Source organism: Caballeronia sp. LjRoot31 (assembly GCF_964253885.1).
In the GTDB taxonomy this organism is placed as follows: domain Bacteria; phylum Pseudomonadota; class Gammaproteobacteria; order Burkholderiales; family Burkholderiaceae; genus Caballeronia.
The window spans coordinates 586,914-604,237 of sequence record NZ_CAXURX020000002.1 but is presented as its reverse complement, the minus strand read 5'-3'; the positions used below and the strand labels follow the sequence as shown (position 1 = coordinate 604,237).

The 17,324-nt window shown below is 59.4% G+C and carries 15 protein-coding genes; 6 read left to right on the top strand and 9 right to left on the bottom strand.

All coding sequences use genetic code 11. The features are described from left to right. Nucleotides 1-119: 119 nt before the first annotated feature. Complete coding sequence (locus ACSQ8V_RS21105; RefSeq protein ID WP_213764469.1) at nt 120-995, top strand: lipid A biosynthesis lauroyl acyltransferase; 876 nt, start codon at nt 120-122, stop codon at nt 993-995. A gap of 72 nt (nt 996-1,067) precedes the next feature. On the opposite strand, the gene ACSQ8V_RS21100 is transcribed toward ACSQ8V_RS21105, so the two are convergent. Beyond that, nucleotides 1,068-1,565 (bottom strand): hypothetical protein, encoded by a 498-nt coding sequence (locus tag ACSQ8V_RS21100; RefSeq protein ID WP_213764468.1) that lies wholly within the window; start codon nt 1,563-1,565, stop codon nt 1,068-1,070. Between the two features lie 250 nt (nt 1,566-1,815). Between ACSQ8V_RS21100 and ACSQ8V_RS21095 the strand changes: the two genes are divergently transcribed. Continuing rightward, nucleotides 1,816-2,070, top strand: a complete 255-nt coding sequence (locus ACSQ8V_RS21095) for a GlsB/YeaQ/YmgE family stress response membrane protein (protein WP_213764467.1) — start codon at nt 1,816-1,818, stop codon at nt 2,068-2,070. A gap of 160 nt (nt 2,071-2,230) precedes the next feature. Further along, nucleotides 2,231-2,560, top strand: coding sequence for a hypothetical protein (locus ACSQ8V_RS21090; protein ID WP_436207029.1), 330 nt, complete (start codon nt 2,231-2,233; stop codon nt 2,558-2,560). A gap of 981 nt (nt 2,561-3,541) precedes the next feature. Here the strand turns inward: ACSQ8V_RS21090 and ACSQ8V_RS21085 are convergent. The 4 genes from ACSQ8V_RS21085 to ACSQ8V_RS21070 all read right to left on the bottom strand — a co-directional run bounded on the left by ACSQ8V_RS21085 (nt 3,542) and on the right by ACSQ8V_RS21070 (nt 7,557). Continuing rightward, nucleotides 3,542-4,732: an ROK family transcriptional regulator gene (locus ACSQ8V_RS21085; RefSeq protein ID WP_255631356.1), complete on the bottom strand. Its 1,191-nt coding sequence runs from the start codon at nt 4,730-4,732 to the stop codon at nt 3,542-3,544. 18 nt (nt 4,733-4,750) lie between these two features. After that, nucleotides 4,751-5,533, bottom strand: a complete 783-nt coding sequence (locus tag ACSQ8V_RS21080; protein WP_213764465.1) for an ATP-binding cassette domain-containing protein — start codon at nt 5,531-5,533, stop codon at nt 4,751-4,753. Nucleotides 5,534-5,545: 12 nt separating this feature from the next. After that, nucleotides 5,546-6,532, bottom strand: a complete 987-nt coding sequence (locus ACSQ8V_RS21075; RefSeq protein WP_436207028.1) for an ABC transporter permease — start codon at nt 6,530-6,532, stop codon at nt 5,546-5,548. Between the two features lie 110 nt (nt 6,533-6,642). Next, complete coding sequence (locus ACSQ8V_RS21070; protein ID WP_436207979.1) at nt 6,643-7,557, bottom strand: sugar ABC transporter substrate-binding protein; 915 nt, start codon at nt 7,555-7,557, stop codon at nt 6,643-6,645. Between the two features lie 427 nt (nt 7,558-7,984). Here ACSQ8V_RS21070 and ACSQ8V_RS21065 point away from each other — a divergent pair, with 427 nt between their 5' ends. Next, nucleotides 7,985-8,194 (top strand): hypothetical protein, encoded by a 210-nt coding sequence (locus ACSQ8V_RS21065; protein WP_213764462.1) that lies wholly within the window; start codon nt 7,985-7,987, stop codon nt 8,192-8,194. A 1,154-nt stretch (nt 8,195-9,348) separates the two neighbouring features. Here ACSQ8V_RS21065 and ACSQ8V_RS21060 read toward each other — a convergent pair. From ACSQ8V_RS21060 to ACSQ8V_RS21050, 3 genes are all read right to left on the bottom strand, one after another. After that, nucleotides 9,349-12,261 (bottom strand): EAL domain-containing protein, encoded by a 2,913-nt coding sequence (locus tag ACSQ8V_RS21060; protein WP_436207978.1) that lies wholly within the window; start codon nt 12,259-12,261, stop codon nt 9,349-9,351. A gap of 168 nt (nt 12,262-12,429) precedes the next feature. Next, nucleotides 12,430-13,224, bottom strand: coding sequence for a hypothetical protein (locus ACSQ8V_RS21055; protein WP_213764460.1), 795 nt, complete (start codon nt 13,222-13,224; stop codon nt 12,430-12,432). A 684-nt stretch (nt 13,225-13,908) separates the two neighbouring features. Next, nucleotides 13,909-14,331: a hypothetical protein gene (locus ACSQ8V_RS21050; RefSeq protein ID WP_031357205.1), complete on the bottom strand. Its 423-nt coding sequence runs from the start codon at nt 14,329-14,331 to the stop codon at nt 13,909-13,911. Between the two features lie 322 nt (nt 14,332-14,653). On the opposite strand from ACSQ8V_RS21050, the gene ACSQ8V_RS21045 reads away from it, so the two are divergent. Both ACSQ8V_RS21045 and ACSQ8V_RS21040 read left to right on the top strand, forming a co-directional pair. Further along, nucleotides 14,654-14,860, top strand: a complete 207-nt coding sequence (locus tag ACSQ8V_RS21045) for a hypothetical protein (RefSeq protein ID WP_436207027.1) — start codon at nt 14,654-14,656, stop codon at nt 14,858-14,860. After that, nucleotides 14,860-16,116, top strand: a complete 1,257-nt coding sequence (locus ACSQ8V_RS21040) for an EAL domain-containing protein (RefSeq protein ID WP_436207026.1) — start codon at nt 14,860-14,862, stop codon at nt 16,114-16,116. The genes ACSQ8V_RS21045 and ACSQ8V_RS21040 overlap by 1 nt, the downstream gene beginning before the upstream one ends. Here the strand turns inward: ACSQ8V_RS21040 and ACSQ8V_RS21035 are convergent. Further along, on the bottom strand, nt 16,108-17,310 hold the full coding sequence (locus ACSQ8V_RS21035; RefSeq protein ID WP_436207025.1) for an alpha/beta fold hydrolase: 1,203 nt from the start codon (nt 17,308-17,310) through the stop codon (nt 16,108-16,110). The genes ACSQ8V_RS21040 and ACSQ8V_RS21035 overlap by 9 nt on opposite strands. Nucleotides 17,311-17,324 lie beyond the last annotated feature (14 nt).

The window sequence follows — 17,324 nt, the reverse complement described above, 5'->3', positions numbered from 1 at the left end:
CGCCGCGCCTGGGTTTCGCCGTTACTCCTCTTCAACATCCGGCTGCGCGCCAATCGTTGAAGCTTAAATTCACTCGGCGCTCGTCATACGCATTTCGCCGCCCGTTTCAAGGGGCAAGTTTGAATAACATCGGTTTCGCGCTCGTCGTAGCGCTGCTCCGCTCGCTCGCTCGCCTGCCTTATGGCCTGGTCGCGCGATTCGGCAGCGGCCTTGGCGCACTGCTTTATTGCATTCCGAGCCGTCGAAAACATATTGTGCAGGTCAATCTGCAATTATGTTTTCCCGGAAAGACCGCCGCTGAATACGAATTGCTCGGACGTTCGCATTTTCGTCACGTCGTGCGCAGTTATGTAGAGCGCGGCGTGCAGTGGTTCGGTTCAGCTCCCGCTATCGAAAAACTGGTGCAGCTCGAAAGCCGTATCGATCTCGACGACGAAAACTCACCGCCCACCATTTTCATGGGCTTCCACTTTGTCGCCATTGAAGTGGGCTGCATGCTGTACTCCATGAAGCTGCCCATCACCGCGCTTTACACGCCGATGTCCAGCAAGCGGCTCAACACGCTCGCCGTGGAGCAGCGAGGCCGTTTCGGCGCCGACATGGTGATGCGCGCCGACAGTGCCCGTCGCATTCTGAAGCTGCTGCGCAAGGGCGGTTCGGTGATGCTGGCCGCCGACATGGATCACGGCATCGAAAACTCGGTATTCGTGCCGTTCTTCGGCGTACAGGCCTGCACGCTGACGTCGGTGTCGCGGCTGGCGCGCCTTGGGGGCGCGCGCGTGGTGCCGTTCGTGACCGAAGTGCTGCCCGATTACAAGGGCTACAAGATGACGATTTTCGAGCCGCTCGCCGACTTTCCCTCGCAAAGCGACGAAACCGATGCCCGCCGGATGAACGAGTTCCTGGAATCGCAAATAGTGCGTTTTCCGGAGCAATACTACTGGGTACATCGCCGCTTCAAGCACCGGCCGGAAGGTGTAGCCGGCGTCTATTGAACCTGTGCTGCACGCCGCCCGGGCGTGTCAGTCTCAATGTCGTCTCAGTATCAGTGTCAGCGCGTGCCGCGATCAGTCCGGCTTGCGGAAGTCGTTGTCCACCCAGGCCTGCGCGCTGGTCTTGCTGAGCTTGAATCCCGCGGACACCCGCACGTGGGCAAGCAGCGCACCGAACGAATCGAGCGCTTTCAGGTCTGCGTAGGGATCGTCCTCGTCGGGCACGATATCCAGCGACACCGTCACATCCTCGCCGTCCGCGCGAACCGTAAAATCCTTGTGAAGCATTGCGTGGCGCTGTTGCTCGTGCCGACGCAATACTTCGGAGGCCGTCTTGACCAGCGTGCGGAACGCGTTCGGATCGAGCGGCTTGGGATTCTTCTTGTCGCGGCCCATGGTCCAGGGACCGGTGAGCGCCGGTTCGGCTTCGCCGTCCTTGATCATCTGGACCGCCCAGCCGTCGTCATCCTCGTTCTTGATCACCCTTGCGGTCCAGCCGTCGTCACGCCAGAGGCGGTCTTCGTGGAGCGTGGTGTCTTCGGCGGGTTGGAGATCGGGGTCTGAATCGGTCATGGGAATAAAAAGCTCGAGTTGCATGAAACGGTGTGGAAGCGCGCGGGTGTTGCACCGTGCTTAAGCGACGAATTTTAACCTGCATGAAGCCCCGGCATCGTCGAAAATGCCCACACGCTGGCTGATCGGTCTACTCGACGGGCACTTTGCGCACCGCCCGTCTTTTTGTTACAGAAGTGTCGCGTGCAAAGGGTGCGCCGGCGCGCGCCCGGAATGCCGGGCGTTTTGCCAACACTACGAAGGAATCTTCATGCTTTCACTTATCGGCACCATCATCATCGGCGGCATTATTGGTTTGATCGCCCGGGCAATCAAACCGGGCGACAACAGCATCGGCTGGATCATGACCATTCTGCTGGGCATTGCCGGCTCGCTCGTGGCGGGCTATGCCGGCCGCGCACTCGGCTGGTATCACGAAGGACAGGCTGCGGGGTGGATTGCCTCCGTGGTCGGCGCTATCGTCCTGCTGTTCGTCTGGGGGCTGGTCGTGCGCCGCCGGGTCTGAAACATGTGAGACCCGATTTGCGCGTATGAGCTTTCGGGTTGAATGAAAAGGCTGTTCCAACGAAAGTTGGAACAGCCTTTTCATTTTGTCCGGCGAAGGAGTGACACAAGTAAAAAAACTGCGACGCTCTACAATAACGGCTGACGAATCAGCCGCAACCATGAAGCCAATCCAATTTTTCCTCCGATACACCCTGGTCCCGTTCGTGGCGATCGTGCTCGTTGCGTCGTGGGCGGTCACGAAAGAATCGACCGAGATCGATGCGCGCCAATATGCGTCTCTCGCCGAGGCTTATCCGCAATTCCCGCAGGGTATCAAGCACGAACTGAGCGAGTCGATGAAAGAAGACAAGATCAGCAAATCACGTTATGCCGCCCTCACGCGGGAAGCGATGAACAGCGGCGTTGTTCTCGATTGGCCGCAAACGCCGCAGGGTGTGGCGGAAGAACGCGCCAGGCTGAAAGCCATGATTGAAGCCAGTCGTGATTGAGAAGTTCGCTCGCGCCGGTGGACGGGGTTTTGGTGGGGTTGGTGGGGGGGCGATGCTGGGGTTCCGGGGTTAGCGGTTCGGGGTTGATGCCGGGTTGGTGCTTTCGGCCTTAGTGGTCTGCGAGAGTCGGATTTTCTCTTTATCACTATTAGCCACTGTGCGTGGCGGCACGTCATTTCTTTGTCCAAAGCGACAAAGAAACGAAGCAAAGAAAACGCTTTCAAACCACGCTACCCTAAGTGTCCACAGCGTGCAGTTTTCATTCATGGGTGCCCCAAAAGCACGGTGCTCGCCAGAACCACGGATGTGTGAAACCCTCCTTCTCGCGAATCCTGACACGAACACGCTTCGCCCCGTACGCTCTCGGGCAAGCACGAACGCCCACGAATGAGCACGGCCTCACGCGCATTCGCTGCCGCGTTTCTTGGTGCGTTGGCCGAGCGTGCGCTGCTTTTTTTGGGTGGGCTACACGGCCGAACGCATATTTACGGCTTCATGTTTGGTGGGTCGTTGCGCGGCCCGCACGATTCTTTTCACCAGCTACGGCCCCATGCACCGTTGCGGCCTCGTTTCCAGCAGGGTTGGCGACGAGGTTCAAGGTGCGTACACATTTGGAGGGTGGTCGTCCGCGGATAGCGCGGGGTGCCCCTTGGGCAGGTTCAATCACTGGTGGCGAAGCGTGTGGGTATCGGTGTTCGGAGAAGGAGGGTTTCACACATCCGTGGCTCTGGCGAGCACCGTGCTTTTGGGGCACCTATGAATAGAAACTGCACGCTGTGGACACTTAGGGTAGAGCGGTTAAAGCGTTTTCTTTGCTTCGTTTCTTTGTCGCTTTGGACAAAGAAATGACGTGCCGCCACGCACAGTGGCTAATAGTGATAAAGAGAATATCCGACTCTCGCAGACCGCTAACGCCGAAAGCAGCAACCCGGCATAGACCCCGACCGCCCCCCCCCAAAACCTAGCAACCCTTCCCGCCAATCACCCACTCAACCCGGACTTCAGAAACAACACATAACGGGGCGCGAAATGCGCATACAACGGCAGGATTGCCCCCCCCATTGCCCGGGCATCAGCGCCTATCTCCCCTTCAACCAGTCTCGGCCTCACCATCCCCTGCCAGTCGAAGGCATCGAGCGCCGAATTGGTCCGGCTCAACACCTCCCGCAACAACTGGCGATCCAGCTCCCCATCAATCACGATCGCGTCGACGTCGACCAGCGCCGCCGCCGTTGCAATAGCCGTGGCGAGCGCCGGACACGCGGCATCGAGCCACGCCTCGCACAAAGGCCACAATTGCGCCGACAGCGCCCGTTGATCGTGAGCGGCGGCGGCAGGAAAACCGGCATCGATGAAGCGCTTTTCCAGCACATACACTGACGCCACATTGAGCAACTGCGGCGTGCCTTCGCTCATCAGCGGAAACGACCCGATAGCACCAGCATTCCCCTTCGGCCCGGCATGCAGCCGTCCATCAATGACCAGCCCGCCGCCAATGAACGTGCCGATAAACACATAAAGAAAATCGCTCAATCCGCGCCCTTGCCCCATCAGCAATTCAGCAGCGCACGCAGCGGTGGTGTCCTTCGCGAACTCCACCGGCAACGTGGTCAGCGCCTGGACTCGCGCGCTGATATCGATCTCGTTCCACGCGGCGAAAACGTCCGGCGGAGTATCGAAGAAATTGCGCCAGCCACCAAGCCACAACGGCGCCGCCACGCCAATTCCAACCACCTTCGTAGCGTCATTGCCGAGCGCGACCATCATCTGGTCAATCTTCCCGCTCAGCAAAGCGAACACCGTACGCGGATCGGGATACGCATACTCGATCACATCACGCGCATGCACCTGCCCCGCGAAATCCATGGTCAGCACATCAAGACTCCGGCGCCCCACTTTCACGCCGATGGAAAACGCCCCATCCGCCCGCAGCGAGATCGGCACCGACGGCTGCCCCATGCGTCCCCGCACGCGCGTCCTGGCCTCGCGGGCGAGCAAGCCATCGTCTATCAGACGATCCACGATCAGCGACGTCGTCTGCGTGCTCAAATGCGTCAGGCGCGCGATCTCGGACTTTGGCAGCGGACCGTGGACACGCACCGCCTGTAGCACAATGCGCTCGTTCATCTGCCGCATGCCGGCCGGCTTCGGCGTTGCCGTGCTTGCGGACATTGAAGGCGTCATCGGCAATCAGGCGATCGCCTGCACGTCGGCCTGCTTTGCACCGGTCATGATGGCCACGGCTTCCGACATATGGATGTCCTTCGTATTGACCAGCGCCGCGCGTCGCCCAAGCCGCTGGATATGAATGCGGTCCGCAATCTCGAACACATGCGGCATGTTGTGGCTGATGAGAATCACGGGCAACCCGCGATCACGCACGCGCCGGATCAACTCCAGCACCATGTTCGATTCCTTCACGCCGAGCGCGGCGGTGGGTTCATCGAGGATCACCACATGTCGCGCGAACGCCGCGCTGCGCGCCACCGCCACGCCCTGTCGCTGACCGCCGGAAAGCGTTTCGACCGCCTGCTTCATCGAACGGATGCCGATCTGCAATCCCTCCATATGCGCGATGGCTTCCTGCAGCATGCGCCGCTTGTCGATCATCATGAACACGGAGCCGAGGATGCCGGGACGCCGCAACTCACGCCCGAGAAAAAGGTTCTCCGCGATGCTCATCGCTGGCGCGACCGCGAGGTCCTGATAGACGGTTTCAATACCTTGCGAGCGCGCGTCGAGCGGACTGCGAAAATGCACGGGTTTTCCGTCCAGCAGGATCTGCCCTTCGTCGGGCACCAGCGCGCCGGAAAGCGCCTTGATCAGCGACGATTTGCCTGCCCCGTTATCGCCGATGACCGCCATGATCTCGCCTGGCAGCAGTTCGAAATCGACGCCGTCGAGTGCGGTCACGGAGCCGTAGCGCTTGCTGACGCCGCGCGCTTCCAGAACGGGTTTGAGTGTGTCGTTCATGAGCTTGGCTCCTCAGGCGCGGGGACGCGCGAGTTTATCGGCGGCGACCGCGAGAATCACCAGGATGCCGGTGATCAAAATCTGATAAACCGACGACACCCCGATCAGCGTCAGGCCGTTGCGGAACACGCCGACAATCAAAGCGCCCAGCAAGGTTCCGACGATCGTGCCGCGTCCGCCGAAGAGACTCGTGCCGCCGAGCACGACGGCCGTAATGCTGTCGAGGTTCTCGGTCTGGCCCGCCTGTGGATCGCCCACACCGGTTCGCGCCACCGACAACAGCGCCGCAATGCCATAGAAAAATCCCGCGAGCGTATACACGGTGATCAGGATTTTCTGCGACGAAAGTCCCATCAGCCGCGCAGCTTCGGCATTGTTCCCGAGTGCGTAGAGATGGCGGCCGGGCACCGTATCGCGCAACACGAACCAGACCACGAGGTACATCAACAAGGTCAGCACGGTGCCATACGTGACCTCCGCGCCGCCAAGATGGAAAGTGTTGCCGAAGAACATCATGGCGTCCGGCAGGTTCGAGATGCTCTCGGCATTCGAGTACACCTGCGTCAGCGCGAACGCTATGTTCAGCGTCCCCAGCGTGACGATGAACGCGGGCAACTTGATCTTCGTGATGAGCGTACCGTTCAGCAATCCGAACAATGTGCTTGCCGCCACGCCACATGCAATGGCAATCACGGGGGGTACGCCCAGCGTGACGGCGAACTTCGTCATCACAATCGAACCGAATGCCATGAGCATGCCGCACGATAAATCGATTCCGCCGGTCAGCACGATCAGCGTCTGTCCTATCGCGATCACCGCTACGACCATGGTCTGCTGAAGAATCAGCGAGAGATTTTGTATCGATAAAAACCGGTCGCTTTGCCAGATGAAGAAAGCGCATGCGATCACGAGCGCCACTAGCGGACCGATATCGGCAAGCGATGGCAGACGATCAGAGAACGTCGCGCGGCCGGCCGTGGGAGAGGTGGATTGCGTCATGACTCGGGACCTCGACAGCAACATCGAAAAAATGCGCCGCTCGCGCGACCCGGGCTTGAAACGCCTTGAGGCTCAAGCCCGGGCCGCGGGTTCAAATGCGGCGCGACGGCTTACTTGTTGCCCCAACAGTTATCCAGCCCGAACTTCGTGTCCTTGGCCGCGACGCCGGACACGGGTTTATCGGTGATGAGCGTGACGCCGGTGTCGTGATAGCCGGTCGCCTTCTTGCCCGTCTTCGCGTATTCGATCCCCGCCTGCACACCTTGCTGCGCCATCAACAGCGGGTACTGCTGCGAGGTGGCGGCGAAGCTGCCCGCCTTCACGTTGCGCACGCCTTCACAGCCCCCGTCGATGGACACGATCATCACGTCCTTATCCTTGCCCGCTGCTTTGAGCGCACGATACGCACCGGCCGCCGCGGGTTCGTTGATCGTATAAACGAGGTTGATGCCCGGCTCCTTCTGCAGGCAGTTTTCCATCGCCGTCTGGCCCTTCGACTGGTCACCGCGAGTGTCCTGGCTGCATACCACGGACGGGTCGCCCTCTTTCACGCCGAAGCCCTGCAGGAAGCCGTTATGACGCAGGACACCGACGGTCACGCCGGGCGCGAGGTCGAGCGTGGCGATCTTCGCGGGCTTGCCGGCAAACGAGGCTTTTGCGTATTCGCCGATCAGCACGCCGGCCTTGAAGTTATCGGTGGCGAACAGCGCGTCGGTGGCATCTTGCGGATCGGTCGGCGTGTCGAGCGCGATCACGAGAATGCCCGCCGCACGCGCTTTCTTGAGCGTCGGAACGATGGCCTTGGTATCACTCGGCGTGATGAGGATGGCTTTCACACCGGCCGTCATCATGTTCTCGACCGCCGTCACCTGGGTTGCGTTGTCGCCGTCGAACTTGCCGGCTGCTGTGATCAGTTTGACACCGCCTTTCGAGGCGGCTTCTTCGGCGCCCTGTTTCATCTTGACGAAGAACGGATTGGTGTCGGTCTTGGTAATCAGGCCGATCGCGATCTGGTCAGTCGCCATTGCCGCGCCTGAACTCACCAGCGACGCAACTGCAAGTCCGAGGAAGGACGCACGTGCGACAGCACGCCGAAGATTTTTCATGTCTCGCTCCATAGATTTTTATTCGCCCGCGACTTCGAGAAGATGAAGCGCACCGGACGCGTTCGCCGACTAAATCAATTGACTTTATTTAGTACAACAGCGACATGGAGACAAGTCAAGAAAATGGAATGACACCCAAACGGTGCAGTGCAGCATGACGCCGATTAGATCGCTTTGAAGATCAATCGGGTTATGCAAGCAGCGATTGTTGCGTCGCGTCTACGTAAAAACACTAATGGGTGGAAAAGGGGTTTAAAAAAGCGTTGAATTGAATTGTTTTCCGGATTTTTATCGGGTTATGGTTTACCAGCATTCTTGCCAACCTATCATTTTGGTCTCCTGCACCATGAGCGCACTCGAAGCCCTTCACGCGATCGTCACCGACGAAGATTCGCCCCAGATCATCCGAGATCACATTGTGGATTCGTTGCAGTTTGCATTGCGTAACCAGCCTGGGTTTTTCACGACGAAGGAAGTGCAATGGCTGGCGCAATGGGATGACACGCGTATTCCGATTGCCGCGACAAAGATCCTGAACGGGATGAAAACAACTTAGGGTGTAAGGGTTTCGCTCGCGCCGGTGGACCGGTTTTGGTGGGCTCGGGTGGGGTCAGTGCCCGGGTGTCAGGTTCCAGGGTTAGCGGTCGGGGTCTATGCCCGGTTGCTAGGTTCTGGGGTTAGTGGTCGGGGTCTATGCCGGGTTGGTGCTTTCAGCGTTAGTGGTCTGCGTGAGTCGGATATTCTCTTTATCACTATTAGCCACTGTGCGTGGCGGCACGTCATTTCTTTGTCCAAAGCGACAAAGAAACGAAGCAAAGAAAGCGCTTTTAACCGCTCTACCCTAAGTGTCCACAGCGTGCAGTTTCTATTCATGGGTGCCCCAAAAGCACGGTGCTCGCCAGAGCCACGGATGTGTGAACCCCTCCTTCTCGCGAATCCTGACACGAACACGCTTCGCCCCGTACGCTCTCGGGCAAGCACAGTTCGCCAAGGGACCCGCACGGCCACACGCTTCGCCACCAGTGATTGAACCTGCCCAAGGGGCACCCCGCGCTATCCTCGGACACCAACCACCAATGTGTACGCGCCTCGAACCTCGTCGCCAACCCGCCGAGAAACGAGGCCGCGAAGATGTGGGTGGCCGTAACCGACGAAAATGGCTGTACAGAACGCGCAGCCAATTCACAAAAACTGAGGCAGTAAACACAAACACGCATGAAGCTGTGGCCTATGAATACGGTCGCACAGACCAGGTAGCTAACCCGTCAAAAAACCGCAGCAGTAAATACCTGTAAGGCCGTGCGGGTTCATTGGCAATGGTGCTTGCCCGAGAGCGTACGGGGCGAAGCGTGTTCGTGTCAGGATTCGCGAGAAGGAGGGGTTCAAACACCCTCCGATCTGGCGAGCACCGTGCTTTTGGGGCACCTATGAATAGAAACTGCACGCTGTGAACACTTAGGGTAGCGTGGTTTTAAAGCGTTTTCTTTGCTTCGTTTCTTTGTCGCTTTGGACAAAGAAATGACGTGCCGCCACGCACAGTGGCTAATAGTGATAAAGAGAATATCCGACTCGCGCAGACCGCTAACGCCGAAAGCAGCAACCCGGCATCACCCCCGACCACTAACGCCGAAAGCACCACCCCGGCATAGACCCCGACCGCTAACCTCAAAACCGACCGACCAACCCCGCATAACACCGCCCCCGCCTCTCTCAGTGCAAACCAGCTTTAGCCGCCACATCGAAAGTAAAGGCAAGAGCCTTATCCTGCACAACAATACTATCAATAAACTGCACCACCTCTAAATCCTTCACAAAACTCGCCGCCGACGAAGCGGCAAGAATCGCACTGCTTTCCTGCGGCTTGGCAATAAGATATCCCTGCACGTAATCCACGCCAATTTCCTTCAGCGCGCGCAGCGTCCCCACATCCTCAACCCACTCGGCAACGCTACGCATTCCAAGATTGCGAGCGAGCGCAACAATAGCTTCAACAATGGCTATATCAGCCGGATGCGCACACATCGTCCGAATAAACTCGCCGTCAATCTTGAGTGCATCAGCGGAAAGATCCTTGAGATATTTAAACGATGTATACCCCGCACCAAAATCATCGAGTGCGATCTTGCCACCCATCTCATGAACCCGTGCAATAAAGCGTTGCGTATTGCCAAGATCATGCAACGCGACGCTCTCGGTAATCTCAAGACAAAGATAAGGAACGATATGCCGGAAACGCGCGAACAACGCAAAGACGTCTTCCATGAACTGCTCGTCATTCAACGAACCCCCACTGAGATTGACGCAAATAAAACGCGTATTCGTGAGCGACGCCTGATGTTTCTCGATCCACTCAAGCAACGTGGTAATCACCCATTTATCGATAGCCGCAATGTTGCCGGATTCCTCCGCCGCCACAATCACCTTGCCGGCAGGCAGCGTTGCACCATCGGGCGCGCGCATGCGCAGCAGCACCTCGAAATTAAGCGACTCTGTGGGCGCAGACAGCGACATGATCGGCTGCATCACAAGAAAAAGACCCGGAGGCAATCGATTGCGCCCCAGCGTTTCAACCAGCTTCAATTCCTCTGCCCGCTCCTCGAACGCCGCCGCACCCTTGCGATACGTCACCATCCGCGCATTCGAACTCTTCTTGGCCTCACGGCACGCACGGTCCGCATGCGAGAGCGCGTCCTGCACACGCACGCCGTGCGAACACTCCACCAGCCCCACCGATGCCTTCACCTGGAACGCACGGTTGCCGACCTGATACGGCGCATCACTCAATGCACTGATCAGGTGATGACAACAGTCGATGGCTTCGTCTATGGACATGCCACCCATCACGCAGACGAACTCGTCACCGCCAATCCGCCCGAACGGAAACCCGGCTGAAAACAACGCCCGCGTGCGCGTGGCGACCTGCTTCAGGACTTCGTCGCCGGCACGATGGCCGAACAGATCGTTGACGAGCTTGAAGCGATCCAGATCCACGTACGCGAGCGCCCAGGACGTCCCTTCTTCGCTTTGTGCCGCTATAGCCTTTTCCACGCCGCGCCGGTTGAGCGACCCTGTGAGCGGGTCGTGTTCAGCCAGGAACCGCAGTCGTTCGATGGCTTTCGAACGCTCGGTCACATCCTGCAGCGAGCCCTCGATCCAGCCGTTCGAGCGCGTAGCCTTGAGCAGGAAACGGCGCTCGCCATTGCCCCGCGATGCCGCGCCCCCCATCTCCAGTTCGCCTTCACTTCCCTTCGATGCCAGCGCCTGCAAAGCACCCCAGGCGCCCGATTCGAAGTAGTCATTCCAGTGCCGCACCCTGTACTCGGTTTTCTGCAGCGACAGCATGGTCCGCAACGCGGGATTCGCGCGCACGAAATGGCCAGCGCTGTCGAGCGTGAACAGGCCAATGGGCGTCACGTCATACGTGTTGCGCAATTCGGTTTGGGCCTGCCGCCGGTGTTCACGTTCGGCACGCATCTGTTCGGCAATAGCGAAGGCGGCCATCATGCTCGACGACAATGCGGCCATCACCGTATTGACGCCGCCGACCAGCAGCTTGATGCCGAACGCTGCGCCCATGACTTCAGAAAATGTCGCGAACAGCACGATTGCCAGCGAGCCCACATACCACATCACCGTGCGCGAGCGGGTCATCCAGACGAGACGAGCCAGCAGGAAGATCAGCACGAACACGCCGAACCCGGTGGTTACCCAGAGCGTCGGGATAAAGCGTGCATAGGGCAACACGATCGCCGCGCCAAACAGCACGAGGCCGACGTAATGCACGATCCTCAGGAGCCATTTATAACCAATGACCTTCAGCTCGCGCCGGAACAGCGAACTGAACAAAGCGGCCGTCAAAAGGTAATAGGCTGCGAACGTCAGTTGCCGGATGATCTGCAGGTAATCCGGCGGGATCACGCGACCAAGCCACTCCATGTCCCAGCCCATGGCGTTCGCGCACAACCGCAGGTTGCCGACAAGCCAGACCGCGAAGATCACGTAGGTCCACTCGCGGTTGATCATTGCCGTGACGAAAACGAAGACGGCCAGTGTCAACAATCCGCCCGCGATCAACCCCGAACTCTCCTGGAAGTCGAGCGCGCTTTTTTGCAACATCGGACCGCTCCAACCGAGCGCGGTAATTTGTGCCGGGCCGGAAAACGTGCCGCGACACAGCACATTGACCGGCTCCGCGAGGTGGCCGAGTTGGAGCGCGAAACCCGCCTTGATGGGGGTAAATTCGTTGGTCGTGGTCAGGCGATCGGCGCTGCCGAGCGGCTGCATGGTTGACGCAATCCAGCACGAAAGCGTTTGCGCGTGACGCGACGGTAATTCGCCGTAAGTCGATTGCTCCTGACTCATGTTGGGCACGGCGAATTCGAACCAGAATGGCGTTTCGGCGAGCTGCGTGTTGAACCGGTTCGACAAGACAGCCGTAGGCATCCGCTCAAGCGCGGTAGCAGGATCGAGCGTTCCAGACGGGTCTTTCAGGACGTGGAGGGGCAGGGTGAGACCGCCCCTCGAATCGAATTGGGGCGTTCCCCACACCAGGGTGGCAAGGGTGCCGAGAGCAATCAGTGTCGGGACGATATAAACGGCGAACGCGTACAGAAACCGGTCCATATTCGACCCGGTATATCCGGACTTCGCCCGCGAAAATAAGGCAACCGACGCCATACCTTTTAATCCCCCGTGATGCACGACAGATGTCGCGCCGACGGTGGCGAAACCCCAGTGAATCGCCACCGTCTTTTTGTGGCCTCGGTCAATGAACGGCCGGGCTATCTTTTATTACCTGCCGTAAGCAACTTGCGGTACCTCCGGGCATCGTACCGGTTCCTGCTGGAAAGATAAATCAGACGTCCGTAAATCCAGATCCGGATGATGCGTATGCACCATGAACTGGAATAACGGATGCTTCGCTTCCTCCCAGCGGCGCCGAGCCGCCATCACGTCTTTTGCAAGTACCCGGTGCGGCAATCCGCCAACATGAGCCATCGGCAGGAATTCTCTTTCTTCAAATACATCTTCGAACAACATGCCTTCATATTCCCGGTCGAGCGGCGCACGCGCGGTAATAACCATATAGTCGACCAGTTGCTGCTCGCAATAAAGCCACAGGGCCTTGCAAAGCATTACCTTGACGACACGGCCCACGCCACCGCCCGCCACACCCAGCCGGGTGGCTTCCGCCAAACGGCTACTGGCCAGCCAGTCAGGCAGGCGCACCGATTGTTCCACTGCCAGCGGCGCATATTCATTGGTTTGAATACGCATAGTACCCAGCGGCGCGCCATCCAGCTTCGATTCCGCAAGAAGCACTGCCACACCCGGGTCCCGATCGCATTCCTCAATGCCCAGTTTCTGGGCAAAAACCGGCAAATGCCGGCCATAAGCCATGCGCCGCATCTCAACGACTTTTTCAAGGTCGGCGTTTTCGCGAACAATACGGATCGTGAACGGCATGGACTCGCGCTTCTCCTGAGCCTGGACAACCGCCCGCTCGAGCCGCCCTGCACGTTCACCGTGTTCAATATGTCCGTTGCGAAAAACGCTGCTTTGACCTGCCTTATTAAGCTGTTCCATTTGTGCTACCCCATTTTTGGCGAGAAGGAGGACGCCGCGGAACGTTTGACTTCACGCAAACGAATCACACGACGGATTTAGTCTCGCCCAAAGGCAATTGATGAGGTGCGCGCTACCAAATAAATCTTTAGAGAAATTTAAAAAAAATATGCATTTTCAGCGCTTTTCGTGTTCGACGCCTCAAATCATCTCCCCGCATTTCGTATCATGAAAAATTATGCGGAGGCAAGTATGTGTCGTACACGTGAAGCGCGACTCTTTTTTGCCATTAATTATGGTTAGAAATATTCTAAAGCCATGTTTTGGCCTCCGCTATCTCCGGTGCTGCACCGTTCGGGTGCTCATGCTTATATAACGGATTTTCTGTCGCCGACTTTATATCGAGGGTGAATAACGGGCAAGCGAAACGGCTGGATGGCGAAGCGGAAAAAATGACCCGCTCACAATAAGTGAGACCTATTAAACTGATGAATAGAGTCTGCTGCGAATAAGCCCTTGGGGCACTATGGAATTCGATATGTAAAGCAGAAGCAATTCGAGGGCGCTACGCATTTGCGCTTTAGGAAAAGAAGAGAATTCCGCCTGAAGCGCAAACCAGGTGCCGGCCGTACCGAATGAAGAAGCCTGGGGACAGCGGATGCAAGGCGCATCCGCCGGTTTTTTCAGAATAAGGCCGAGGCTTCTTCAGTCTTCGTCGTCGAGCCAGGGAATGTCCACGTCGGTGATAAACGCCACCATTGCGAGCGGACGCCCTTCCTGACGGCCGATCTTGCCGTCCGCACGTTGCCATTCGCATCGAAACACGGTTGCGGGAGTGTCGGCCATCAAGGTCACGGTGCGCAGTTCGTCCGGGTCCGCGTCTTCCACCGGGCCATCGAGCGACACCAGCAATTGTTGCGGCCACATGCCGTCGGCGGGATCGTAGATCTTGTCGCCGTCATGAATCACGACAAACGCTTCCACACCAATGGTCGCCGAAGCCTCCACAATCATCTTGCCAAGCGCGCGCAGCACGGCCGTTGCGCGGCCGGAGTTGGCCTGGCGAATCGCGAGGTCGCCGCGCGTCAGCGCCTGCTCCAGCTTCGGGTTGGTTTTCTGTTGGGCCATCGGTTCGCCTCCGTAACTTGATTCACTATTCGACGAGCATCGCGCGCCGGCTTGCAAGGCGCGATCGTACCATTCCTGTCCCAAATTTACCGTCCGACAGGCCTTCCAGGGAATTTTTAGCATCGCGCAAACGCCCGCCCATCAAAGCTGCCGGCGTCTCGCCAACGCGTGGCATGATGACTCCACGCTCAAGTCGGCCGCCATTTGATCCGATAAGATGTTGTCCGTCCTCAAGCGTTGCCGAGCCGCGGCCCACTCGTCGCATTCGTCCTACAGTCCTACAGTCCTACCGTCCTATTCACCACCCGCGCAGACCAACATCATGTTCGAACTGTTCCTGGCTCGCGTTTGTGCAGCCGATCTGACCGGGCGAGTTCGCCGTCGTAGCACGGCGGGGCTGACATCGTTGCCCGCACGGTTGACGCCGTTCATCCTGCGCGCCTTTTCACTATTCGTCGCGGGACATGTTGCAGTAGCCGGCATGGCTGCGCCGACCGGCAATGCCCGTCTCCAGGCAGCAGCCTCCTGATGCGGCGCACGCTCGGGAAACTCGGGAAACCTCACCTGGCCGCCACGTTCGACGGCATCGTGCTCTGCTCGCATTTCCAGCCGATCTACAGCCTGGCCCACCAGCGCCAGGTCGGTTACGAGGCCTTGTTGCGCGGCGTTGCATCAACGGGCGGTTTGCTGGAGCCGTTCGAACTGTTCGCAAAGGCGATCGTTGCGAGCTCGACCGGCGCACTCGACCGCCTGAGTCATGTCACTCATTTGCACAACGCCGCCAGATGGCTGCCCGGCCAGACCTGGCTGTTCCTGAACGTGACGCCGGCAAGCTTCATCGATCCGGGCTATGCGCGGCAACTCGCCGACATCGCGCGGGAATCGGGTGTCCGGCCGGAAGAAATCGTGATCGAGTTGCTGGAATCGGGCGGCAACGACGTCTGCGCGTTCGCCCACGCAACTCAGGCGTTCCGGTCGCAAGGCTTTCTGGTCGCAGTGGACGACTTCGGCGCCGGGCACTCGAATCTGGACCGGTTGCTGACCCTGCGGCCGGACATCGTGAAACTGGATCGCAGCCTCATCCATGCGCATCAGCCGGACTTGCGCGAGTCGGTCATGCCGAAGCTGGTGAGCCTGTTGCACGAGGCAGGCATGCTGGTGGTGGCCGAAGGGATCGAGACCGAAGAGGACTTGCTGCTGGCGGCGCGCTCGGGTGTGGACTTCGTGCAGGGCTTCCTGTTTGGCCAGCCGGGTCCCGGGGAGTCGCCCGAGGAAGCCGCGACGCAGCAAATCGAAACCGTCTTCGATACCCTCGCCCACACGCGCCAGACCCGCGAGCTTGGCATCGATTTGCTGCTGATGCCGTATCGGACGCGCTTCGCGGAGGCGGCCGAGCGAATGTGCGCCGGCGCATTGCCGGAGCGGGCCTGCGAGGACCTGCTGGCGCTGCCGTGCACGGTAGGTTGCTTTTTCCTCGATCAGGGCGGCCGCGAATGTATCCCGATGATCGACGGCGCCGGCACTGCCCCGATCGCTCCTCGCCTCGCGCCGCTGAGCAAGCCGTCGATCGGCCGCTGGGACAACCGGCCGTATTTCGTCGACGCCCTCGCGCATCCGCAGCGGCTAATGGTAAGCGCTCCGTATTTATCGGCGACTGGCACCGGACTCTGCGTGACGCTGTCCATCTTCATCAACTATCGTGGCGATCCGCTCGTGTTCGGCACGGATCTCAACTGGGAGCGTCTCGCCGTGTCGGCGGCCGGGTTGCTGCCGCCTTCAGGCTAGCGTTGGCGTTGAGGTCGGCGTTGGCTTCGCGGCCAGCGTTCGCGCAAGATACTCGCCGCCGGCTTTCAACGCTGTCACGTTGCCGGGTTCGAAGGTCCAGTGGCCCGCCGCATCGACGATGGATAGCTGCGCGCCCGGCCAAACGTCGGCGAGAGCCTGCACCTGATCGGCGGGACACACCATGTCGAAGCGGCCGTGCACGAGCACGCACGGCAGATGCGCAATCCTGCCGATACGCGGCAACAACGGCTCCGGCGGCAACTCATGCGCCATGTAGTGATGCTCCAGCAGCGACATCGAGATCGCAGCGGCGTTGGCCTCGCGGGTCGCTTCGGGGGACGCCGGCTCAGCTTGAGCTGGATCAGCCTGGGGCGCTTCGGGCAGCGCGGCGGTGGCTTGCGCGACATCGGTTTGAGCCGCCAAGGTCGAAGCCTCTCCTTTCGATTCGTCGCCTTTCGATTCGTCCTTCTGCGCCTGGTCAGCACCCTTCTTCGGCGCGGGTTTATTCACCACCGATAACGTCGCCTCGAAGCCCGACCATGCACGGGCGAGCTTGATGCCGGCGTTATCGAAACGGGCCAGCGGCGCGCCGGTGAGCGTCAGGATCTCGGCGGCATTGCGCGGACGTTGGCCGCTCGCGGTCTCGATGGCATCCAGGAACGCCCGGTGCGCATCCGGAAACACGCGCTGCACGTCCCACAGGAACCAGTCGATGTCCTCCTTGCGCGCGAGGAAAATCCCGCGCAGCAAAAAGCCGAGACAGCGCTCGGGATGCGTCACGCCATAGCTGAGCGCGAGCGTCGTGCCCCACGAGCCGCCGAACAGCGCCCACTTCTCGATGCCGAGGGCGACCCGCAGCTTCTCCATATCGCCGATAAGATCATTCGTGCCGTTGTGCTCCAGCTTGCCGAAGGGCGTGGATTTGCCGCAGCCGCGTTGATCGAAGAAAACCATGCGCCACTTCGATGAATCGAGCACATCCGCCCACTTGAGATTCATCGCGCCGCCGGGGCCGCCGTGGACAATCAGCATCACGGGGGCGTCCTTGGGTCCTTGCGCACGCCAGTAAACGGCGTGGCCATCGCCGACATCCAGCAGACCATCGTCGAAAGCCGGCGTCGGCTCGCCGGCCTGCCTGGCGGTTTTGTCGTTCGTCAACTCGCCCTTCACTTCGCTGTTTGCTTCGTCCGTCATTGCAACTCCGTTTA

Bases quoted from the DNA above. Each gene is read 5' to 3' on its own strand.
- ACSQ8V_RS21100 (WP_213764468.1), bottom strand. From the start codon at position 1,565: ATGACCGATTCAGACCCCGATCTCCAACCCGCCGAAGACACCACGCTC.
- ACSQ8V_RS21095 (WP_213764467.1), top strand. From the start codon at position 1,816: ATGCTTTCACTTATCGGCACCATCATCATCGGCGGCATTATTGGTTTG.
- ACSQ8V_RS21090 (WP_436207029.1), top strand. From the start codon at position 2,231: ATGAAGCCAATCCAATTTTTCCTCCGATACACCCTGGTCCCGTTCGTG.
- ACSQ8V_RS21085 (WP_255631356.1), bottom strand. From the start codon at position 4,732: ATGTCCGCAAGCACGGCAACGCCGAAGCCGGCCGGCATGCGGCAGATG.
- ACSQ8V_RS21080 (WP_213764465.1), bottom strand. From the start codon at position 5,533: ATGAACGACACACTCAAACCCGTTCTGGAAGCGCGCGGCGTCAGCAAG.
- ACSQ8V_RS21075 (WP_436207028.1), bottom strand. From the start codon at position 6,532: ATGACGCAATCCACCTCTCCCACGGCCGGCCGCGCGACGTTCTCTGAT.
- ACSQ8V_RS21070 (WP_436207979.1), bottom strand. From the start codon at position 7,557: ATGGCGACTGACCAGATCGCGATCGGCCTGATTACCAAGACCGACACC.
- ACSQ8V_RS21065 (WP_213764462.1), top strand. From the start codon at position 7,985: ATGAGCGCACTCGAAGCCCTTCACGCGATCGTCACCGACGAAGATTCG.
- ACSQ8V_RS21060 (WP_436207978.1), bottom strand. From the start codon at position 12,261: ATGGACCGGTTTCTGTACGCGTTCGCCGTTTATATCGTCCCGACACTG.
- ACSQ8V_RS21055 (WP_213764460.1), bottom strand. From the start codon at position 13,224: ATGGAACAGCTTAATAAGGCAGGTCAAAGCAGCGTTTTTCGCAACGGA.
- ACSQ8V_RS21050 (WP_031357205.1), bottom strand. From the start codon at position 14,331: ATGGCCCAACAGAAAACCAACCCGAAGCTGGAGCAGGCGCTGACGCGC.
- ACSQ8V_RS21045 (WP_436207027.1), top strand. From the start codon at position 14,654: ATGTTCGAACTGTTCCTGGCTCGCGTTTGTGCAGCCGATCTGACCGGG.
- ACSQ8V_RS21040 (WP_436207026.1), top strand. From the start codon at position 14,860: ATGCGGCGCACGCTCGGGAAACTCGGGAAACCTCACCTGGCCGCCACG.
- ACSQ8V_RS21035 (WP_436207025.1), bottom strand. From the start codon at position 17,310: ATGACGGACGAAGCAAACAGCGAAGTGAAGGGCGAGTTGACGAACGAC.